This window comes from Sarcina ventriculi (assembly GCF_900456775.1).
Taxonomy (GTDB): Bacteria; Bacillota; Clostridia; order Clostridiales; family Clostridiaceae; genus Sarcina; species Sarcina ventriculi.
This window is the reverse complement of the sequence record NZ_UAUL01000001.1, coordinates 70,859-90,367: the sequence shown is the minus strand read 5'-3', so window position 1 is coordinate 90,367 and position 19,509 is coordinate 70,859. Positions and strand designations below refer to the sequence as shown.

Below are 19,509 nucleotides of genomic sequence, written 5' to 3'. Positions count from 1 at the left end.
ATATTAAGAAAAAAATTATGATATAATTATTTATAAAGAAAATATTTACATATAATATAACTTGAATTTGTTTTGGGAGGGATATTTATGGAAAAAACTTTAGTTCTTATAAAACCAGATGGAGTAGAGAGAGGATTAGTTGGTCAAATATTAAGCGTGTATGAGAGAAAATGTCTTAGAATATGCAAAATGAAGCTTATTCAAGCAGATGAAAATTTAGCTAAGAAACATTATGAAGAGCATAAAGATAAGCCATTTTTTAAAGAACTTGTTGATTATTTGGTAAGTGGTAAATTAGTTGCTATGATAATAGAGGGTGAAAGCGCTATATCTATTGTAAGAAAAGAAAACGGGGATAAGGACCCATTAAAAGCAGATTGTGCAACAATAAGAGGTATGTATGCAAATAGCAGAACTAAAAATTTAGTCCATGCATCAGATAGCTTAGAAGCGGCTAAAAGAGAGATATCCCTGTGGTTTCCAGAAGTATAAATAAAATATAAACAAAAATAAGAACTTCTTAGAATTTTAGAAGTTCTTATTTTCTTGAAAGAAAAGTGTGAGTTCAACTCTGCTTTTTAAATTTAATTTATCCAAAATTTTAGTTACATAATTTTTAACAGTACCTTCGGTCAAAAATAATTGTGATGATATTTCTTTGTTGCTAAGTCCCTTAGAGACTAAACTAGCAATATCTACTTCGCGGTTTGTAAGTTTATCAATTAAGTTATCTTGATTTAGGATAACTTTGTTATCTGTTTTTTTGCTATGTAGAAGAAGTGTTGGAAGTTTATTAGCCACATTTCCTGTTAAAAGAAGATTTCCTTTATTAACAGATTTAATTGCACTTACAAGTTCATCACTTTTTGAATCTTTTAATAAGAAACCATAAGCTCCATTTTTAAGGGAATTTAAAATATATTCATCTTCATTAAATGTTGTTAAAACAATCACTTTAATTTGTGGAAAAAGTTCTTTTGCTATTTTAGTAAATTCAACTCCATCTAATACTGGCATTTTAATATCTGTAAGAACAATATCAATACTATCTTTTATAGAGCTGATTAAGTTTAACCCTTCTTTACCATTTTTAGCTTCTCCTATGATACGTATTTCTGTATCATAAAGAGAGAGCATCATTTTTAATCCTTCGCGTATTATTTCTTGATCATCTATTATAAAAACGTTAATCATTGTCATAAGTCCTTTCTTATAATATATAAAAATTTATTTTATAAGAGGTATGGTACATGAAACTTTAAATCCATCTAAAGTATTTTCAACATTAAGTTTGACATTTAATACTTTTAATCTATCCTCCATTCCATTTAAACCGTTAGATTTTATTATATTATTAGGTTTTATTCCATTGTTTAATATAGATAAATAAATTATATTGTCTTTAATAAATAAATCTATAATAAACTGTGAAGCTTTTCCGTGTTTTATCCCATTGGTTATAGATTCTTTTATAGTTTTATATAATGCATCTTTAATTAAAAGAGAAACATTTTCTATATCGTTTGAGATATTAACATTAAAAGAAATATTATTTGATATTGATAAATTTTCAGTTAAAGAGTTAACAGAACTTATAATATTTATATTATTTTTCTTTAAAGAATAAACGGTGCTTCTAAGTTCATCAATGCTATTATCTACTATTATTTTAGTTTTAGATAAAATATTTTTTGATTTCTCAGGCGATATATCTAAGGTTTTATCTAAAACATCAATGTGCATAGATATAGCCATAAGATAATGACCTAAAGAGTCATGAAGTTCTTGAGCAACTCTATTTCGTTCCTTTGATATAGTAAGTTCTTCTATTTTCTTTGAATATTCTTTAAGTTTTAAATTTTGCTCTTTAAGTTCTTGATTTAATATGTAAATATTTTTTTTGTTTTTTCTAACTTTTTTAATTAGCATTACTATTATAAAATAACTAAAGTAACTTATGCTACTTTCAACTATATTTATAATAAAACCTCTACTAATAGTTTTGTTATAAATATTAAAAAGAAAACTATTTATATATGTGTTAGACAATGCTAAAGGTGTGATATAGCTTAAATAGTTTATTATAAATAATATAATTTTTAAAACACCTTTAAAATAAAAGCTTTCAAATAAAATAAAGAATATATAAAATGTTATACTTAAATGATAGTAAGATAAATAACTTAAAATAACTAAAGATAATATTAATGAGATAAATATAGTTATTTTGTTAATATTATTTTTTGATTTCATTATACTTTTTTTATTTATTAATAAATATCTAAAAAATTCATTTAGAATTAGAATAAGTATAATTAAGTGATAAAATAAAAAAATATTTTTATTTAGTTTTGAATAAACATTTAGAGCCATAACTAAAAGTAGTATAGCTCTTAATATAAACATGCGGTGCAATCTATTCATTTTTTCTCCTAAATTTAAATAGTATTAATTTTAGATACTATTTTTAAGTATTTGAAAAGAATAATTATTCTTTTACTTATTATAGCACTTATACTAAATAGTAATAAATAGTTAGTAATCATTAATAAAGTATTTCCGTGAATAAGTCTAGATAAAAATATTTCAGCTCCAAATTTTAAGCAAATTAAAGCTATAAGTATAATTAAATCTATTTTAGAAGCTTTGCAGTATACAGTATGAGTCTTTTTTTCTACTGTAAGTTTATTAAGTTTAGATCTTGCAAAACCTACAACACATCCTAAAATGACTGCAATTGCTATAAAAATTATATTTAATAATCCAGATGTAGAAAAAATATACTCAAAGGTATTTTTAAAAATAAATATGTATAAAATTGGAATAATAAGCTGAGAGGCTACTGTAATCTTGCGCCCTCTATCAGAAATATTTTTTTTATATTGTCTAAAAAATATAAATAATATGATTAAAATTATTATTAAACTTGATGAATTCATAAAAAATCTCCTAACAAAATATAATATACAAAAATTATATATGTTAAGAGATTGAGTGAATAGTTACTAAAGTAATATATTTTTTAATAATTTACTTTAGTTAGTTTAAAATCATCTACTTGGATTTGATGCCAAGGAAGAGAATATCCACCTAAATAAAATACAAATGAAGCATTAGTATCTGTTTTAGATGTATGAGTATATACCCCAGAAATTGTTGTAAATTCATTACCAACAGAGACGGATTCTGTGTGATATCTTCCGTAATCACCTTGATTTTGTTGAAAACCAAAAGAAAGTTTTCTATAAAGTGTAGATTTTATTTTAAAGGAATATTTATAAGTTTTACCTTCTTCTAAAGTTAAATTGTCTTTAATAAGTTGAATATCCCAATCATCATTGCCACTACGTGCTATATCAAAAACGCCTAAACCCCATCTTGAATATATGTCGCATTTAGCTGCATCATTTTGAATAAATGAAGAAAATCCTGATAAATCATTAAATTTAGATTCAAAAATTTCAGATTCGATTTCATAAGGGGTAGTGGTTTTATTTAGAGAATATTTGTCTAATCCTAAATCATAAATTTTAATATAATCTATACTCATAGTTTGAGGAAAGATAGAGTCATCTACATATCCACCCCAGTTTCCTCCGATAGCAAGATTTAAAATGAGATGAAATTCTTTATCAAAAGGCCAAGTTTTATAAGAATCTTTATAATTATAAGAATTCCTATTAAGTTTAAAATAAACGTTATCATCTACGGAGATGTTTATATATTCTGGTGTCCATTCTAAGCCATAAGTGTGATAGGTGCTTGTACAATCATTAACAGGAGTAGAAGAAGTTATTTCAGTTCCTGCTTTAAAGTTATTAAGAGCTGTGTGAAGAGATCCGTGAATTATTCTAGGGTCTTTACCAACATGTTCCATAATATCGATTTCACCACTATTTGGCCATTCTCCATATTCGTTATTAGTAGGTAAAAGCCAAATAGCAGGCCAAGTTCCAGCACCGGAAGGCAATTTAGCTCGTATTTCAAATTTTCCATAAAGGTAACTATTTTTGCTAACAAGTCTTGCTGATGTATATTTGCTTCCTTGATAATCTTCTCTTAAAGCTGTAATATTTAAATTTCCGTTAGATACATTAGCATTATCTAAATCATAAGCTGTATAATATTGTAGTTCATCATTTCCAAATCCCCAGTTTCCAGTATCGTAAGACCATTTATTACTGTCAGGAAGACCAGTATAGTTAAAATTTTCGTTGTAAACTACTGTTTTATTATCATGATCATAGACAGGCGCATTATTTAAAGCTATAAAGTGTATTCCAGGAGCATCAGTATTAAAACTTACAGAATTAGAGTTAGATTCTATATTTCCTAAACATTTAAATGTATTAGTGGATTCATTATAGCTATAGGTTTTTAGTATTTTATTTGCATATTTATTTTGCAGATAATTTATGGTAACTTTTATATTGTTAGAAGCTGTAGAATCACCACAAATTACATTGAAAGCATAAAAGTCAGATGAGTAGCCTTGTTTTTGAAGTTTATACAAGATTTTATTATAGGTTTCATCGCTAATGCTTTGAATTTGCCCAGTAATTCTTGATTTGGTGTTTTTATCAGAACTATCAGAAACAAAGTTATAGTCTGATAATAAAGTGTATGTTTCACTACCTTCTTTTATTATGGCATTAAAAGACAACAAGGAAATGCTTGCTATTAAAAAAAATAATTTTATATTTTTCATAATAAATCCTTTATTTCTATAAAATATATTTTATAGAATAAAAAACTAATAATAAATTAATTATACAATAAAACTAAATAAAGTAAAAGTAAAAATGAAATTTTATTTCGAAAATTGCAAATTTATGATTGATTTTATGTTAAAGTTGTGATAGAATTAGCACATATTTTAAAAGATTTGTAAATTATGTTTTAAATATATTTAAGTTTTCTAGGGTTCCGCAAAGATGAATCTTTGGACAGGTCCGAGAGGAAACGCACATTTATGTGTACACGGAGGGAGAAAAGCCTGGGAGATATTTTAATAATATTTCCTATGGCTTTTTTTTATAGTTTTAATGTAGGAAATATTATTAAAATAATTTTAAATTTTCATTTGTGGAGGAATATATGAAATGGTTATTTTTAATAATTGTTGGTCTTTTTGAAGTGATGTGGGCTATTGAACTTAAATATTCTAAAGGATTTACAAATTTAATACCTAGTATATTAACGATTATAGGATTAATTGCAAGTTTTTATTTTTTATCAATATCAATAAAAAGTTTGCCACTTGGTAGTGCATATGCTATATGGACTGGTATAGGAACAGTAGGAACTGTAATATTTAGCATAATTTTGTTTAAATAAACAGTTAATATAATGCAAATATTTTGTATTATATTAATCGTAGTAGGTATTATTGGTTTGAAAATGCTATCTTCAAACTAAAATACAATGTATAAAAATTAAAAAAAAGGAGAATTTTTATGAAAAAAATAATTATAGAAAATGATTTTTGGGATATATTTCCCGAAGCGAAAATAGGGGTTGTAGTATGTCGAGGTATAAATAACTTTATACAGGATGACAAAAAATATGAAAATATGATTTTAAATGCAGAGAAAGAAGCTATGAATTATCTTGAAAATGCGAATTTTAGTGATAATGAAGTAATAAAGGTTTGGAGAGATGCGTTTAAAAAATTTAAAACAAAAAAAGGTGCAAGAGCATCAATAGAAGCGTTATTAAAGAGAATATATAATGGAAATCATTTAGGAAGAATAAATCCCTTAGTTGATATTTATAATTCTATATCATTAAGTTATGCTCTTCCTTGTGGAGGAGAAGATATAGACAAATTTGTTGGAGATATAAGATTAACTAAAGCTGTTGGAAATGAAAATTTTATTACACTTGGAAGCAATGAAAGCGCACAACCTTATGAAGGAGAAATAGTTTATAAAGATGATAAAGGAGCGATATGCAGATGTTTAAATTGGAGAGAATCAGTAAGAACTATGTTAACTGAAAACACAAAAAACGCAATTTTATGTATGGAATTGGTAGATAGTCAAAGGATAAAAGATTTGAAAAATGCTTTAGAAGAATTAGGAGAAAGAATTAAAGATAATTTAGGTGGAACATATAAAATAGAAATTTTAGATATTAACAATAAAAGTACTGAAATAGAGTAGGGTTAGGAGGAAAAAATGAATAATTTTACATATAAAGATGTTTATATAGAAGAAGGGAAAAAGGTGTTAGAGGTTAATATACTTCCAGAAAAACATTGTAATTTTGATTGTATATTTTGTCCTATTGGAAGATCTAAAAATAAAGTAGATACACAAAAATCATTTGATGAAATTGACATTTCTTTGGCAGAATTAAATAAGAAAATTGACGAAACAAAGGCGGAATTAGTTTTTATAAATTCAAAAGGTGAAGCTTTTATAAATGATAAAATTTTAGATATTATTGATTTTATAAAAAACAAAGGAGTATCTGTAAGACTTCTTTCTAATGGATATTTATTAGGAAGAGAGGAGTTTATAAAAATTGCAAATAAGTGCGATGAAATTGTTGGAGAGATAAAGGTAATAACAGAGGAGGATTTTCAAAAAATCCAACGACCTATTGATGGGTATACTTTAGAAAAATATATTAACAATATGATTTCTTTTAATAAACAATATAAAGGTAGATTTATATTTGAGGTTACTATTATTAAAGGATATAATGATGATGAAGAATCAGTTAAAAAATTGAAAGAGGTAATTAAACAAATATCTCCTGATAAAATAATTGTTGCAAGAATGGATGATGACATTTTTAAAAAGAAACTTGGAATAAGTGATGAAAAATTTAAAGAAATTTCACAAGAATTATTAAAAAAATAAGAATGAGTAATATCAATTAAATTAATGATTAAAAAAGACTAAGTTAATATATTGCTTAGTCTTTCTTTATTATTATTTTAAAATATTAATATATAATTATTAATAGCATTGTATTTATTTTATAATACTAATTTGTCATTGATATTTATAGAATAAAAAAAGGATATAACATAATTTGTTATATCCTTTAAAGCCATTGCTTTTAATTGGTGCCGAAGATGGGAGTCGAACCCATACGATTTGTGGTCGGCGGATTTTGAGTCCGCTGCGTCTGCCATTCCGCCACTTCGGCATTACAAATATATTTTAACATACTTAAATAAATAATGCAAGGAAATATTTATATCAAATTATAAATTTTTTTTGAGAAAAATGATAAATTTTAGATATATAAGATTAAATTATAAAATTTTTTTGAAAATTCAACGAAAAGATGTTGTTACTTTGGTGTTATTTTGTTAGAATATAGAGGTGGGTGTTCAATAAATTACCCACAGGGACTAAAATAGTCCCTGTTTAAAAGAAAATACTGTAGCTACTAAAATAAATTGTGGTTATAATTTATTTTTTAGGGAGGAGAAAACAATATGATGTATTCAAGCGAAGTTCAAGAAATGTGTGTAGTTGCTAAAGGACCAAATCATGGCCCAGCACCAATCCCTGCAGAAGGAAAATGGGTACAAGCTAAAGAAGTTAAAGATATATCAGGCTTAACTCATGGTATAGGATGGTGTGCACCACAACAAGGGGCTTGTAAATTAACTTTAAATGTTAAAGATGGATTAATACAAGAAGCATTAGTTGAAACTATAGGTTGCTCAGGAATGACACACTCAGCTGCAATGGCTTCAGAAATACTACCAGGAAAAACAATATTAGAAGCGTTAAACACAGACTTAGTTTGTGATGCTATAAATACTGCAATGAGGGAATTATTCCTTCAAATAGTTTATGGAAGAACTCAAACTGCTTTCTCAGAAGGTGGACTACCTATAGGAGCAGGTCTTGAAGATTTAGGAAAAGGTCTAAGATCAATGGTTGGTACTATGTACGGAACACTTGAAAAAGGACCTAGATACTTAGAAATGACTGAAGGATATGTTACTGACGTTGCTTTAGATGAAGATAAGCAAATAATCGGATATAAATTCGTAAACATTGGAAAAATGATGGAAAACATCACTAAAGGAATGGATGCTAATGAAGCATTAGAAGCAGCTAAAGGACAATACGGAAGAGTTGCTGACGCTAAAGAATTAATAAATCCAAGACTTAAATAATTAGTTTGTAAAGGAGGAAATTTTATTATGGCATTATTTGAAAGTTATGAAAGAAGAATTGACCAAATCACTCCAGTATTAAATAAATACGGAATGGAAAAAATAGAAGATGCTAAAGAAGTTTGTGCATCTATAGGAATAGATCCTTACAAAATAGTTAAGGAAACTCAACCAATAGCATTTGAAAACGCTGGATGGGCTTACACTTTAGGTGCTGCTATAGCAATAAAGAAAGGCTGCAAAAAGGCTGCTGATGCTGCTGAAGCAATCGGAGAAGGATTACAAGCTTTCTGTATTCCAGGATCAGTTGCAGATGATAGAAAAGTTGGTTTAGGACACGGAAATCTTGGAGCTATGCTTTTAAGAGAAGAAACTAAATGTTTCGCATTCTTAGCAGGACACGAATCTTTCGCTGCTGCTGAAGGAGCTATCAAAATAGCTGAAGCTGCTAACAAAGTAAGAAAAGAACCATTAAGAGTTATATTAAACGGTCTTGGAAAAGATGCTGCATTTATAATCTCAAGAATTAACGGATTCACTTATGTTCAAACTAAATTTGATTACTACACTGGAGAACTTAAAATAGTTAAAGAAACTCCATACTCAAACGGACCAAGAGCTAAGGTTAAATGCTATGGTGCTGACGACGTTAGAGAAGGTGTTGCTATAATGCATCATGAAGGAGTTGACGTATCAATTACTGGTAACTCAACTAACCCAACTAGATTCCAACATCCAGTTGCTGGAACATACAAAAAAGAATGTGTTGAACAAGGTAAGAAATACTTCTCAGTTGCATCAGGTGGTGGTACAGGAAGAACTCTTCACCCAGATAACATGGCTGCAGGTCCAGCTTCTTATGGTATGACAGATACTATGGGAAGAATGCACTCAGATGCACAATTTGCAGGTTCATCATCAGTTCCAGCTCACGTTGAAATGATGGGTCTTATCGGAATGGGTAACAACCCAATGGTAGGAGCTACTGTTGCTGTTGCTGTTGCTGTTGAAGAAGCTTCTAATAAATAGTAATTATTGCGCAAAACATAGCAATTTAAAAATATGTTTTTGTAAAGACTATATACACTGGTATATAGTCTTTTTTATATTAAATATAAAAAAATAAGCAATTTTAAATATTAACTTTATGTTAATAAAATGTTAAATAAATATTAAAATTAATATATTATGTAGATGTATTCAATTGTATATAATATAATTTTAATGGCTTTATTATTTTACATAATTAGGAGGGATAAAAATGGATGGAAAGAAAAAATTTATGATGCGTAGATTGTTTTTTGGAATAATTTTAATAATAATAATTATTATAATAGCATCTTTAATTTATAGTTTTGCACATTCATCAAAAAATTTATCAAAAAATGTTAGCAGTAACACAACAAGTTCAAGTAGTACGACAAACACAAATAGTACAAGCACTACTACTAATGGAAATCAAATAGTTCCAGGAGATAATATAATAGAATCTGCTAAAAGTTATGCAGTTCCTGCAAATGAAGTTGCAGAAATATTAGCAGGTCATTCAAATCTTAAAACAAAAGAAGTATTTTTAACTTTTGATGATGGTCCAAGTAAAAATTCAGAAGAAATATTAAAAATATTAAAAGAAAATGATGTACATGCTACATTTTTCCTTATAGGAAATCAAATAGCTAATAATCCTGAAATGCAACAAGTAGTTAAGGATGAACTTTATCAAGGAAATGCTATAGCAAATCATTCTTATACTCATGATTATAAAATATTATATCCTCATAATGTTTTAAATGTTACTAATACAATGAATGAAATAAATGAAACTAATAAGGTTTTACAAAGTGTTTTAGGTGCAAATTTTGATGCAAGAGTTTTAAGACTTCCAGGTGGTTATATGTCTAGAAGTTATTATAAAGATCCTAACTTAACTGCACTTAATAAGGCTCTTGATGAGGAACATATAACATCTATAGATTGGGATGATGAAACAGGAGATGCTACAACTAGTGGACAAATGTCAACTCAAGCTTTAGTAGATAATGTTATGGATCATATAAAGAACATGAATCAACCAGTAATAATAATGCATGATTCTTCAACTAAAAAAGATACAGTTGAAGCTCTTCCTTCTCTTATAAAGGATCTTAAAGATGCAGGATATAAATTTATGGTTATTGAAAATGCTCCTACTAGTTCATTTGATAATTTATCATATACAACTACAACAGGTTCAAACCAAGGGCAAGGGACTTTAAATTAATAAAATTTTAGAAATGTAAATAAAATTAAATTTTATTTTATTGAAAATATAAAGGACAAGATGTTTATATCTTGTCTTTTATATTTTTATTAGTAAAATCTATATGTAATTTATAGAAATTTTAGAATATAATAATATATTTCAAAGGGGGTATAATAAATAAAAAAGCAAAGGTTAGGAGAGATGAAAAATTTTAGATAATATAAAAAAGTTACGAATGAAATATGACATGTTTATGGGGACTTTAGCTATAATAGTTGTTGTTTTAATTATAAGTGGAATGTTAATATCAATACCAGATAAAATATTAAGAATATTTGAAATAATAGATACAGTAATATGGATTATATTTTGTATAGACTATTTTATAAGATTATTGATAAGCAAAGATAAGATAAAGTTTATGAAAAACAATATTATTGATTTGTTATCAATAATTCCACTTAATTCTCTGTTTAAGACGCTAAGGATAGCGAGATTAGTCAAATTTACGAGAATAATAAATATTTTTAAAGGAACTAGAATGTTAGTTTTAATTAGTAAATTTCAGTATAGAACTAGAGAATTTTTAAGAACAAATAATTTTGCATATGGAGTTTATTTTGTAGCTATTATAATTATTTTAGGCTCTATAGGTATATCGTTAATGGAAGATATTAGTTTTAGCAATGCATTGTGGTGGAGTTTTGTAACTGCCACAACGGTTGGATATGGAGATGTAATTCCTAAAACCTTAGGAGGAAGAATAATAGCTGTTTTTTTAATGATAGTAGGGATTGGTTTTGTAGGGTTATTAACAGCAACAATAGCAACTTTTTTTCTAACAAATAGTAAAAAGCAAAAAAATACATATAAAAATGATATTATTGATAACATTAAAATTAGATTAGATGATTTTGATTCTATAACAAAGGAAGAATTAAAAGATATGTTTAATGTATTAAAAGTTCTTAAAGATAATGAAGAATAGTAAAACCATCGATATGAAGTTTAATATTGGTGGTTTTGTTTTATTGATTGTTTTAAGGTATTGAAAAAATACATACGCATGATATAATATTAATATAATGCAAAAATTCGTATATAATCGATAATATGGTTCGAAAGTTTCTACCTGCTAACCTTAAATATGCAGACTACGAGAATTGCGTAATATAATTATAGTAAATGTATTAGCATCTCAAATTTTTTGGGATGCTTTTTTAGGTTAAATATCAACGCATATTGTATTAAATTTGATTTTAGTTTAGAAAAAAATTCTAAAATGAAGAAAGAAGGGGACATAATTATGAATTTATTAAAGAGGCGCATTTTACAAGAGGGAATTGCATTAAATCAAAATGTATTAAAGGTAGACTCTTTTCTAAATCATCAAGTAGATCCAAAGCTTATGTATGAAATGGGAAAAGCTTTTAAAGATTATTTTGAAAATTGTGGTATAACAAAAGTGGTTACAATTGAAAGCTCTGGAATTGCTCCAGCTGTAATGACAGCAATACAGATGAATATACCTATGATAATTTTAAAAAAGCAAAAATCAAAGATATTAAGTGGAGAGGTATACCAAAAAACAGTTCATTCTTTTACTAAAAATGTAGATTACGAATTAACTTTATCAAAAAAATATATATGTAAAGATGATAAAGTTCTTATAATAGATGACTTTTTAGCTTATGGGGAGGCAGCACTTGGTGCTATATCTGTAATAGAACAAGCAGGAGCAAATGTTTTAGGCATTGGAATTGTAATAGAAAAATCATTTCAACCTGGAAGAAAAATATTAGAAGATAAGGGATACAACATATATTCTTTAGCTAGGATATCCAAGCTTGGGGAAGGGATAATAGAATTTGTAGAAGAATAATTTAAGAAAAGCTAGATTTAAAATTTTTAAATCTAGCTTTTTTAAATTATATACATATGCTTATATATCTTTTAAAATTATTTTTAGCAACTGAGCATTTATCAATTATTTTAAATCCAACATTTTCAATAATTGTATCCATATTTTCAAAAGTTATTATCACTAATCTTTTAGTAGTTATTCTTCTAGCTGTTTTTATAATATTTATTTGTTCTTCTCTTGTTATAGGTGAGAACAATCCATATGGAATGTCTAAGATGCAAACATCAAATGTCTCTTTTATATCATGCATGTTAAAGTTCCTAATTATATCTCTTTTATATCCAAAGAATTCTATATTATCTCTAGCATTTTTTGCAATGGGTTTGCTAAGTTCAAATCCTTTAATATTAAATCCTAAATCAAGTGCTTCTATAACTACTGTTCCAACTCCACAGCAGGGATCTACTAGGCTTAAATTAAAATCATTTTTCATTGCAATATTAACTAAAGCACGAGAGGTTTTTAGGTTAAGAGCATTTGAATAAGAATTTGGTTTTTTATCATGGTTATGCCATAAATAATTGTTTTTCTCGTATATTCCAAATATCCAAGTGTCATGAACTTTTGATATTCCTAAAGTTATTTTAGGGTTGTGTATGTTTGGAAAACCAGTAATTACAAAACCAATATCATGTACGCTTTTTAAACGTTCATTATAGGAAACATCTAAATCTTCTGATTTTATATAGCAAACTTTAAAATCATCAAAGGATAGATTAGCAGATTTGATTTTTTCTATAATAGTGTTAAGAGATTTTTCTTTATATATTATAGATATGCAATGTTTTATAAATGGGCTTCTTGACGGGTTTATGTATTTATCTGAAAAGATATATTTATTTTCATCTAATAATATTTGAGATAATAAAGAGTTTATTTCCATTACACAAAGGTCTTTTTCATTTTTATTGTAATTAACAATATAAAAATAATCAGTGAAATCAATATTTTTTAAATTTTTATTCATCAGTGTCTCCTTAAAATACGTAAAATATATAATATTATAGCATAAATTTTAAAGATGTTTGCTAAGCCACTTTGTTTTATTAACGGGTAGATATTAAAAACATAAAAATATAATATATTTAACAAATTTAAATAATAATGAATATAATACCTATGTATATAATATATATAGGAGATATTCTCATGACAAGTGCAGAATTAAAAAAACAATCAAAATCATTACTTAGCAAAAGATGGGGGAATGCTACAGTTGCAACATTTTTATTTTTAGGGTTAGTACAAATAGTAGCATATATTTTATCTATAGCTTTAATTGAATCACCGGTAGCTAGCGGAATAATAACTTTTGTATTATCAATAGCTTCTATTTATCTTGTTTTATGCTTTGTTAATTATTGTAAAAAAATAAAAAATACAAAAACTAATGTTAAATTTTCTGAATGTTTTGTAGGGTTAAAACCATTTTTGAAATATTTACTTATTACTATTATCTTAGGAATAATAGCAATAATAATAATAACTTCAGCATCTAGTCTTATATTAGTATCATTGTTTACATCAAAGACTGTTGTTATATTAACATCAGTAATTTTAATAGCGTTAGTTTTAGTATTAGTAGCAATGGAGATGTTATTTTTCCCATTGACATATGTTGTGGTATTAAATCCAGAATATACGTTTGTACAACTTATTAAAACATCTGTGAAAATAGGATGGAAAAATTCAGGAGAAATATTATATATCATATTAAGTTTTATAGGTTGGAATATTTTATCAATAATGACTTGTGGAATAGGATATCTTTGGACAATGCCATATATGGAATTAACTTATATTAGTTTTGTAGAAGAAAAAATAAAAGAACTTAAATAATTAATTATAGACTAAAAAGACTTATATTATTTTTAATAATATAAGTCTTTTTATATATATAAATTCTTTAAATCATAAACTTTAAAATTTATACAAATATTTTAGTTGACTAAATTACTTATATTTAATAGTTAAAAAAATTAAAGAAAAAAGTAATATTATATTTCCAGTACAAAGTAACAAAAGATTATTAGAATTTAAAAAAATAATACTTAAAACAAACATTACAAGTCCTATTAAAAGAAATGAAATGCTTAAAGAATGTTTATTAGATACTTTATCATATTTAAGTGAATTTGATTTATTACTTGATGTAATTTCATATGATAGGTATAAAAAAGCAAAAGATAATATTAAATTACAAATAAATATATAAATCATAATATCACCACGTAATTATTAATATACTATATAATAAGCATCTTAACTTATAATGGTTAATATAATAAAATTATATTATACCTAATAAAATTATCGTTTTGTATATGTTAGTTCAACAACACCATCTAAAGGTCTAAGATTTTTAAGTTTTAGTTTAGTTTCGGGTACTCCTGTTTTAAATAATGGAATACCATCACCAAGAATAGTTGGTATTACTGATATTATATATTCATCTATTAAATTTTCTTTTAAGAGTTCTTCAATAATTTCAGCCCCACCAATAATCCAAATATTTTTTCCTTTTTGTTGTTTTAATGTAGAAATTAACGCACATAAATCACCTTTAACAAATTTTACATTAGAATCTTCATCAAAGTTTCTTGTAGTTGCAACAAAACATTGCATTCCATCGTAAATCCACATATTAGGGCTAAGTTCATGGATTATTTGTTCATAAGTTTTGCTCCCCATAATTATTGTATCTACAGTTTTGCAAAATGCAGAATATCCGTTGTCAATATTGGGGTCACTTCCATCGCCAGATAACCAGTCTATAGAACCATCTTTCCTTGCTATGTAACCATCTAAACTAGCTGTTATGTATAAAATTACTTTTCTATTCATTCAATTTGTGGCATAGAAATCATGAAAAATCATGATAAGAAACCACTGCACCATCCTTTCTAAATAAGTTATGTAAATCTTATATTATTCTAACATAAAATAGTAAAAATATCTTTATAAAATTATAATGCATATATTTTATTAATAAAAACATACACATTATTATATATGTTTGATATTTTCTTAGTTATAATAAAGGTAAATATTAAGTAATATTTAATTATATAAATTATTTAATTTAGGAAGATAAAATTTAGTGATGTTAGAGGTATTTGATTTAATAAACCTAAAATATATATATATAGTAATAACTTTAGGGATAATATGTGTAATATGTGTTTTTAAAGAATTTAAAGTAGGAATTATGGCATCTATAACTGGAATTATAATAATAAGTGGAGTTTGGGGAAGTTTAAAATTAGTTGAATATTTAAAAAGTTCTATGGAAAGAGAAGGGATTGATTATAGCATGCTTATAGAAAATATTAAAGCAGTTTTCATGGCGATTGGAATTTTTGTTATAATAACATTTATCTATTGTATTATAATGTTTTTTAAAAATAGTAATAGAAAAAGAATAAATAAGAAGAGGGGAAAGAGGAGATATTTTTAAATGAAAAAAGTTACATAAAATCATAAATTTAATGTAACTTTAATTAAAAGATTATTGTTTATTATTCAATCTATTTATCATAATTTCTTTAGCTTTAAGTTCAAAAGAGTCATCTAAAGATGTTAAAGCTATTTCCTCAGAATATTTTTTGTCTAAAGCTAATTTTAAAAGTCTATCTGCAAGTTCTGGATTTTTTGAAAGTAGAGAACCATGGAAGTATGTGCAAAAAGTATTTTTATAAACACATCCTTCATAACCTGATTGTCCATTATTTCCATATCCATGAACACACTTTCCAAGAGGAGTTAAATTTCCTATATGTGTTCTACCAGAATGATTTTCAAAGCCCACATAAGTTTCATTAAACTTTTCGTTAAATATTACAGTATTTCCTATAAATCTAGTATCACCAGCTTCAGTATATATGTCTAGAATATTTAAGCCTGGTAATTTTTCGCCAGAAGATGTTGTATAATATTTTCCAAGCAATTGATAACCACCACAAATAGCTAATAAAACTCCGTTATTTTCAACATATTCTTTTAATGATTCTTGTTTATTAGCTATTAAATCATCAGAAACTATTTCTTGTTCATAATCTTGGCCACCACCAAAAAATACAACATCATACTCACTTGGAATAAATGGATCTTTTAATGAAACGTTTATTATATTAACCTTTATTCCACGAAGTTCAGCTCTATGTTTTAGCACTAAAATATTACCCATATCACCATATACATTCAATAAATCTGGGTAAAGATGACATATGTTAAGTTCCATATCAATTCTCCTTTAAAACTTAATTACCAAAGTTTCTTTATATAACCTTTTGTATTAAGATATTTTCTAAAATTAATCATGGCTGTATAAGTAGCAAGAACATAAATTTTATTTTCTTTGGCATTTTCTATAGAATTTGTTAGTTCTTCAAATGTATCATTTACTATAAATGTAGACGGATTAAGTCCACAAACCTTTAGTCTAACTGCCATATCGTAAGCTCTCATACCTGATATAAATACTTCTTGTATGTTAAGGTTATGTAACTTTTCAAAGTCTACATCCCATATCCAAGAAACATCTTTTCCATCAGCATAATTATCGTTTAGTAAAAATGCAGCAGAGAAGCTTTCATTTTTATTTAAAATAAGAGTATCTAAAGCTTGATTATATCCAGCTGGATTTTTAACAAGAATTATTTTTACGTCTTTTCCATTTATATTTATAGTTTCTTGTCTACCAAAACTAGATGTTTGAGTTAAGAATGATGCTTCAATGACTTCATCTTTAATATTTAACTCTTTTGCAATAGAATAAGCGCAAAGAGCGTTATATATGTTATATATTCCAGGTTGAGTTATAGAAAATATACTATCGTTAAACTTAACTTTAGAACCATTAGCATTAAGATCTATTATTTCATCCATAGAATAGGTTAACTTTTCTCTTTTAAAGCCGCAATTAGGACAATAAAAATCACCTAAATGATTGTAAGTTATAAAATTATATGAGTAAGGATGTTTACATATTTTACAAAACTTAGCATCTGAATTCATGTCAACAGTTGTACTCTTGTTTGGGCTAACATTGAAACCATAGTAAATTGCTGGATTTTTTACATCTAAACGTCCAAGAAGCGATTCATCTCCGTTTAATATAAGTTTGGTAGTTGGAACATTAACAACTCCCTCTAAAATTTTATTTAAAGTTGTATAAACTTCACCATATCTATCTAGTTGGTCTCTAAATAAATTAGTTATAGTTATGCTCTCAGGTGTTATATGCTTTGTGATAAATTTGACATTAGCTTCATCAACTTCAATTACAGCATATCTTTCTTTTTTATTAAAAAAGCTGTAATTTTCAACAAATGTACTAACTATACCAGGTAACATATTAGCTCCTGTTGCATTTGTAATAACGTCAAATCCATTTTCTTTTAATACATTATACACCATTGACGTTGTAGTAGTTTTTCCATTAGTTCCTGTTATTAAAATGACTTTATAATTATTTGCTACTATTTTTAATATATTTTTGTCAAATTTTAATGCAACCTTACCTGGAAAATTTGTTCCGCCTTTTAAAAGATTTTTAGATAAATATTTGGTTATTTTAGAAGAAATAATGCTAAGAAATGATTTTATATATATTTTAAACACCACCTTATTATCTATATCATTAACAATATATTCCTTATTTTTATCATGCCATTATGTGGGGAAAATTAATCCTTAAATAACCATTATAGCACAGCAAAAGTATAGCATAGAAAGTAAGTAAAATCAAATGCTATAGAATTGTTAATAAGCTATTATAAATGTTAAATTTTATAAATATTTATTTGTAATAATTAAGTTTAAAAGAACATAATACTTTTAATATAGAAATAAATTTTTATTTTAAAAGATAAAGGTGGAGTTATTCTAATAAATATAATCATATGAATAAATTTACGATACTATATGTATTTTTAGAAAGCATAAAATTAATTCTAACTAAAATAAGGAGGAGTTATGTTGACAAATAAAGTTAAAAAAATAGCGTTATTAACAGGTGGTGGAGATTGCTTAGGATTAAATGCAGTTATAAATGCAGTAACTAAAACAGCTATTTTAAAATATAATTATAAAGTTATAGGATATAAATTTGGATATAGAGGTCTTTATAAAAATGATTTTGTCGATTTAACTTTAGAATCAGTATCAGGAATACAACATAAGGGTGGGACTATTCTTTATAGCTCTAACAAAGATAATTTGTTTGATTATCTTATAGAAGAAAATGGAGAAATAATAAGAAAAGATGTTTCTGATATTGCAATAGCTAATTTAAAAAAAGAGGGTGTTGATGCTTTAGTTATAATAGGAGGAGATGGAACACTAACATCAGCTAGAGATTTTGCTAGAAAAGGAATAAATGTTGTAGGTGTTCCAAAAACAATAGATAATGATCTTTTTGCAACTGATATAACCTTTGGCTTTAATAGTGCTGTATCTATTGCTACAGAAGCTTTAGATAGACTTCATACAACTGCAGAATCTCATCATAGAGTTATGATTTTGGAGGTAATGGGAAGGAATTCTGGGTGGATTGCGTTAGAAGCAGGAATTGCAGGTTCAGCGGATGTTATATTAATCCCAGAAATTTCATATGATATAAATAAAATTGTTAATAAAATTAGAGAAAGAGATGAAAGGGGTAAGCCATTTACTATAATAGTAGTAGCAGAGGGAGCAAAACCTAAAGATGGAGAAGTTGTTATATCAAAGATAGTGCCAGATAGCCCAGACCCTATAAGACTTGGTGGAATTGGAAATAAATTAGCAGAAGATTTAGAAAAGCTTATAAAAAATCATGAGATTAGAAGTACTGTTTTAGGACATGTACAAAGAGGGGGAATTACATCTACTTATGATAGGATTCTTTCTGCAAGGTATGGAAGTAAGGCAGTCGAACTTATAGAAAAAAATTTATATGGTAATATGGTTTGCTTAAAAGGAAATGAAATATCTTATGAAAGCCTTGAGAATGTTATAGGAAAAATTAAAGGTGTAAATCCAAGTGGTGAATTGGTGGAAGTTGCAAAAAACATTGGAATATGTCTAGGTGATTAAAAAAGTATGATTTTGTTGAAAAATGTTAGAGGTTTTGTATTTAACGATACAGAACCTTTATAAAAATAAGAAATATACTGATTAATGTTAGAATATAAAAAGAAAAAGGTTGGTGAA

Annotated in this window: 20 protein-coding genes, 1 tRNA gene, 1 pseudogene and 2 riboswitches; of the genes and pseudogenes, 13 read left to right on the top strand and 9 right to left on the bottom strand. The window is 26.2% G+C overall.

Annotated elements, in window-relative coordinates; translation table 11 throughout:
- The first annotated feature begins 87 nt into the window (after positions 1–87).
- Positions 88–492 (top strand): nucleoside-diphosphate kinase, encoded by a 405-nt coding sequence (gene ndk / locus DR020_RS00445; RefSeq protein WP_055257884.1) that lies wholly within the window; start codon positions 88–90, stop codon positions 490–492.
- A 36-nt stretch (positions 493–528) separates the two neighbouring features.
- On the opposite strand, the gene DR020_RS00440 is transcribed toward ndk, so the two are convergent.
- From DR020_RS00440 to DR020_RS00425, 4 genes are all read right to left on the bottom strand, one after another.
- On the bottom strand, positions 529–1,194 hold the full coding sequence (locus DR020_RS00440; RefSeq protein ID WP_055257882.1) for a response regulator: 666 nt from the start codon (positions 1,192–1,194) through the stop codon (positions 529–531).
- A 33-nt stretch (positions 1,195–1,227) separates the two neighbouring features.
- Positions 1,228–1,929 carry a sensor histidine kinase gene (locus DR020_RS12215; RefSeq protein WP_160110427.1) on the bottom strand — a complete coding sequence of 234 codons (702 nt, stop codon included), beginning with the start codon at positions 1,927–1,929 and terminating at the stop codon, positions 1,228–1,230.
- A gap of 509 nt (positions 1,930–2,438) precedes the next feature.
- Entirely contained in the window at positions 2,439–2,939 is a 501-nt protein-coding gene (locus DR020_RS00430; protein ID WP_055257878.1) for a CcdC protein domain-containing protein, read from the bottom strand.
- Between the two features lie 83 nt (positions 2,940–3,022).
- The gene (locus DR020_RS00425; RefSeq protein WP_160110426.1) at positions 3,023–4,708 is read right to left on the bottom strand and encodes a family 16 glycosylhydrolase; all 1,686 of its coding nucleotides are present in this window, start codon (positions 4,706–4,708) and stop codon (positions 3,023–3,025) included.
- 199 nt (positions 4,709–4,907) lie between these two features.
- A riboswitch (guanidine-I (ykkC/yxkD leader) is annotated at positions 4,908–5,005 on the top strand.
- A gap of 92 nt (positions 5,006–5,097) precedes the next feature.
- Between DR020_RS00425 and DR020_RS00420 the strand changes: the two are divergent.
- From DR020_RS00420 to DR020_RS00410, 3 genes and pseudogenes are all read left to right on the top strand, one after another.
- Positions 5,098–5,418: pseudogene (locus tag DR020_RS00420) on the top strand (DMT family transporter).
- 38 nt (positions 5,419–5,456) lie between these two features.
- Positions 5,457–6,164 carry a B3/B4 domain-containing protein gene (locus DR020_RS00415; protein WP_112364945.1) on the top strand — a complete coding sequence of 236 codons (708 nt, stop codon included), beginning with the start codon at positions 5,457–5,459 and terminating at the stop codon, positions 6,162–6,164.
- 15 nt (positions 6,165–6,179) lie between these two features.
- Positions 6,180–6,869: a radical SAM protein gene (locus DR020_RS00410; RefSeq protein WP_112364944.1), complete on the top strand. Its 690-nt coding sequence runs from the start codon at positions 6,180–6,182 to the stop codon at positions 6,867–6,869.
- A gap of 207 nt (positions 6,870–7,076) precedes the next feature.
- Here the strand turns inward: DR020_RS00410 and DR020_RS00405 are convergent.
- Positions 7,077–7,161, bottom strand: a tRNA-Leu gene (locus tag DR020_RS00405).
- A gap of 295 nt (positions 7,162–7,456) precedes the next feature.
- On the opposite strand from DR020_RS00405, the gene DR020_RS00400 reads away from it, so the two are divergent.
- From DR020_RS00400 to DR020_RS00380, 5 genes are all read left to right on the top strand, one after another.
- Positions 7,457–8,149, top strand: a complete 693-nt coding sequence (locus tag DR020_RS00400) for an iron-sulfur cluster assembly scaffold protein (protein ID WP_055257870.1) — start codon at positions 7,457–7,459, stop codon at positions 8,147–8,149.
- 27 nt (positions 8,150–8,176) lie between these two features.
- A complete protein-coding gene (locus tag DR020_RS00395) occupies positions 8,177–9,178 on the top strand; it encodes a GGGtGRT protein (RefSeq protein WP_055257868.1) in 1,002 nt (333 codons plus the stop codon).
- 232 nt (positions 9,179–9,410) lie between these two features.
- Entirely contained in the window at positions 9,411–10,409 is a 999-nt protein-coding gene (locus DR020_RS00390; protein WP_112364943.1) for a polysaccharide deacetylase family protein, read from the top strand.
- A gap of 217 nt (positions 10,410–10,626) precedes the next feature.
- Positions 10,627–11,379 carry a potassium channel family protein gene (locus tag DR020_RS00385; RefSeq protein ID WP_055257864.1) on the top strand — a complete coding sequence of 251 codons (753 nt, stop codon included), beginning with the start codon at positions 10,627–10,629 and terminating at the stop codon, positions 11,377–11,379.
- A gap of 87 nt (positions 11,380–11,466) precedes the next feature.
- A riboswitch (purine riboswitch) is annotated at positions 11,467–11,568 on the top strand.
- A gap of 129 nt (positions 11,569–11,697) precedes the next feature.
- Positions 11,698–12,273, top strand: a complete 576-nt coding sequence (locus DR020_RS00380) for a xanthine phosphoribosyltransferase (RefSeq protein ID WP_058993184.1) — start codon at positions 11,698–11,700, stop codon at positions 12,271–12,273.
- A gap of 46 nt (positions 12,274–12,319) precedes the next feature.
- Here the strand turns inward: DR020_RS00380 and DR020_RS00375 are convergent, their stop codons facing one another.
- Positions 12,320–13,282, bottom strand: coding sequence for a TRM11 family SAM-dependent methyltransferase (locus DR020_RS00375; protein WP_112364942.1), 963 nt, complete (start codon positions 13,280–13,282; stop codon positions 12,320–12,322).
- A 182-nt stretch (positions 13,283–13,464) separates the two neighbouring features.
- Here DR020_RS00375 and DR020_RS00370 point away from each other — a divergent pair, with 182 nt between their 5' ends.
- Together DR020_RS00370 and DR020_RS12555 are read left to right on the top strand one after the other, a co-directional pair.
- A complete protein-coding gene (locus tag DR020_RS00370; protein ID WP_160110425.1) occupies positions 13,465–14,154 on the top strand; it encodes a DUF975 family protein in 690 nt (229 codons plus the stop codon).
- A gap of 250 nt (positions 14,155–14,404) precedes the next feature.
- On the top strand, positions 14,405–14,530 hold the full coding sequence (locus DR020_RS12555; protein WP_256437747.1) for a hypothetical protein: 126 nt from the start codon (positions 14,405–14,407) through the stop codon (positions 14,528–14,530).
- Positions 14,531–14,625: 95 nt separating this feature from the next.
- Here DR020_RS12555 and DR020_RS00360 read toward each other — a convergent pair whose 3' ends face one another.
- A complete protein-coding gene (locus DR020_RS00360) occupies positions 14,626–15,159 on the bottom strand; it encodes a dihydrofolate reductase family protein (protein ID WP_112364940.1) in 534 nt (177 codons plus the stop codon).
- 256 nt (positions 15,160–15,415) lie between these two features.
- Between DR020_RS00360 and DR020_RS00355 the strand changes: the two genes are divergently transcribed.
- Positions 15,416–15,772 (top strand): hypothetical protein, encoded by a 357-nt coding sequence (locus tag DR020_RS00355; RefSeq protein ID WP_055257854.1) that lies wholly within the window; start codon positions 15,416–15,418, stop codon positions 15,770–15,772.
- A 51-nt stretch (positions 15,773–15,823) separates the two neighbouring features.
- On the opposite strand, the gene DR020_RS00350 is transcribed toward DR020_RS00355, so the two are convergent.
- A complete protein-coding gene (locus DR020_RS00350; protein WP_112364939.1) occupies positions 15,824–16,555 on the bottom strand; it encodes a type 1 glutamine amidotransferase in 732 nt (243 codons plus the stop codon).
- A gap of 23 nt (positions 16,556–16,578) precedes the next feature.
- Entirely contained in the window at positions 16,579–17,937 is a 1,359-nt protein-coding gene (locus tag DR020_RS00345; RefSeq protein ID WP_112365282.1) for a Mur ligase family protein, read from the bottom strand.
- 354 nt (positions 17,938–18,291) lie between these two features.
- Between DR020_RS00345 and DR020_RS00340 the strand changes: the two genes are divergently transcribed.
- The gene (locus tag DR020_RS00340; protein WP_408069123.1) at positions 18,292–19,392 is read left to right on the top strand and encodes a 6-phosphofructokinase; all 1,101 of its coding nucleotides are present in this window, start codon (positions 18,292–18,294) and stop codon (positions 19,390–19,392) included.
- The last annotated feature ends 117 nt before the right edge of the window (positions 19,393–19,509 follow it).

Excerpts from the sequence above, each read along its gene's own strand:
- ndk (WP_055257884.1), top strand. The coding sequence starts at position 88 with ATGGAAAAAACTTTAGTTCTTATAAAACCAGATGGAGTAGAGAGAGGA.
- DR020_RS00440 (WP_055257882.1), bottom strand. The coding sequence starts at position 1,194 with ATGATTAACGTTTTTATAATAGATGATCAAGAAATAATACGCGAAGGA.
- DR020_RS12215 (WP_160110427.1), bottom strand. The coding sequence starts at position 1,929 with ATGCTAATTAAAAAAGTTAGAAAAAACAAAAAAAATATTTACATATTA.
- DR020_RS00430 (WP_055257878.1), bottom strand. The coding sequence starts at position 2,939 with ATGAATTCATCAAGTTTAATAATAATTTTAATCATATTATTTATATTT.
- DR020_RS00425 (WP_160110426.1), bottom strand. The coding sequence starts at position 4,708 with ATGAAAAATATAAAATTATTTTTTTTAATAGCAAGCATTTCCTTGTTG.
- DR020_RS00415 (WP_112364945.1), top strand. The coding sequence starts at position 5,457 with ATGAAAAAAATAATTATAGAAAATGATTTTTGGGATATATTTCCCGAA.
- DR020_RS00410 (WP_112364944.1), top strand. The coding sequence starts at position 6,180 with ATGAATAATTTTACATATAAAGATGTTTATATAGAAGAAGGGAAAAAG.
- DR020_RS00400 (WP_055257870.1), top strand. The coding sequence starts at position 7,457 with ATGATGTATTCAAGCGAAGTTCAAGAAATGTGTGTAGTTGCTAAAGGA.
- DR020_RS00395 (WP_055257868.1), top strand. The coding sequence starts at position 8,177 with ATGGCATTATTTGAAAGTTATGAAAGAAGAATTGACCAAATCACTCCA.
- DR020_RS00390 (WP_112364943.1), top strand. The coding sequence starts at position 9,411 with ATGGATGGAAAGAAAAAATTTATGATGCGTAGATTGTTTTTTGGAATA.
- DR020_RS00385 (WP_055257864.1), top strand. The coding sequence starts at position 10,627 with ATGAAATATGACATGTTTATGGGGACTTTAGCTATAATAGTTGTTGTT.
- DR020_RS00380 (WP_058993184.1), top strand. The coding sequence starts at position 11,698 with ATGAATTTATTAAAGAGGCGCATTTTACAAGAGGGAATTGCATTAAAT.
- DR020_RS00375 (WP_112364942.1), bottom strand. The coding sequence starts at position 13,282 with ATGAATAAAAATTTAAAAAATATTGATTTCACTGATTATTTTTATATT.
- DR020_RS00370 (WP_160110425.1), top strand. The coding sequence starts at position 13,465 with ATGACAAGTGCAGAATTAAAAAAACAATCAAAATCATTACTTAGCAAA.
- DR020_RS12555 (WP_256437747.1), top strand. The coding sequence starts at position 14,405 with ATGCTTAAAGAATGTTTATTAGATACTTTATCATATTTAAGTGAATTT.
- DR020_RS00360 (WP_112364940.1), bottom strand. The coding sequence starts at position 15,159 with ATGAATAGAAAAGTAATTTTATACATAACAGCTAGTTTAGATGGTTAC.
- DR020_RS00350 (WP_112364939.1), bottom strand. The coding sequence starts at position 16,555 with ATGGAACTTAACATATGTCATCTTTACCCAGATTTATTGAATGTATAT.
- DR020_RS00340 (WP_408069123.1), top strand. The coding sequence starts at position 18,292 with ATGTTGACAAATAAAGTTAAAAAAATAGCGTTATTAACAGGTGGTGGA.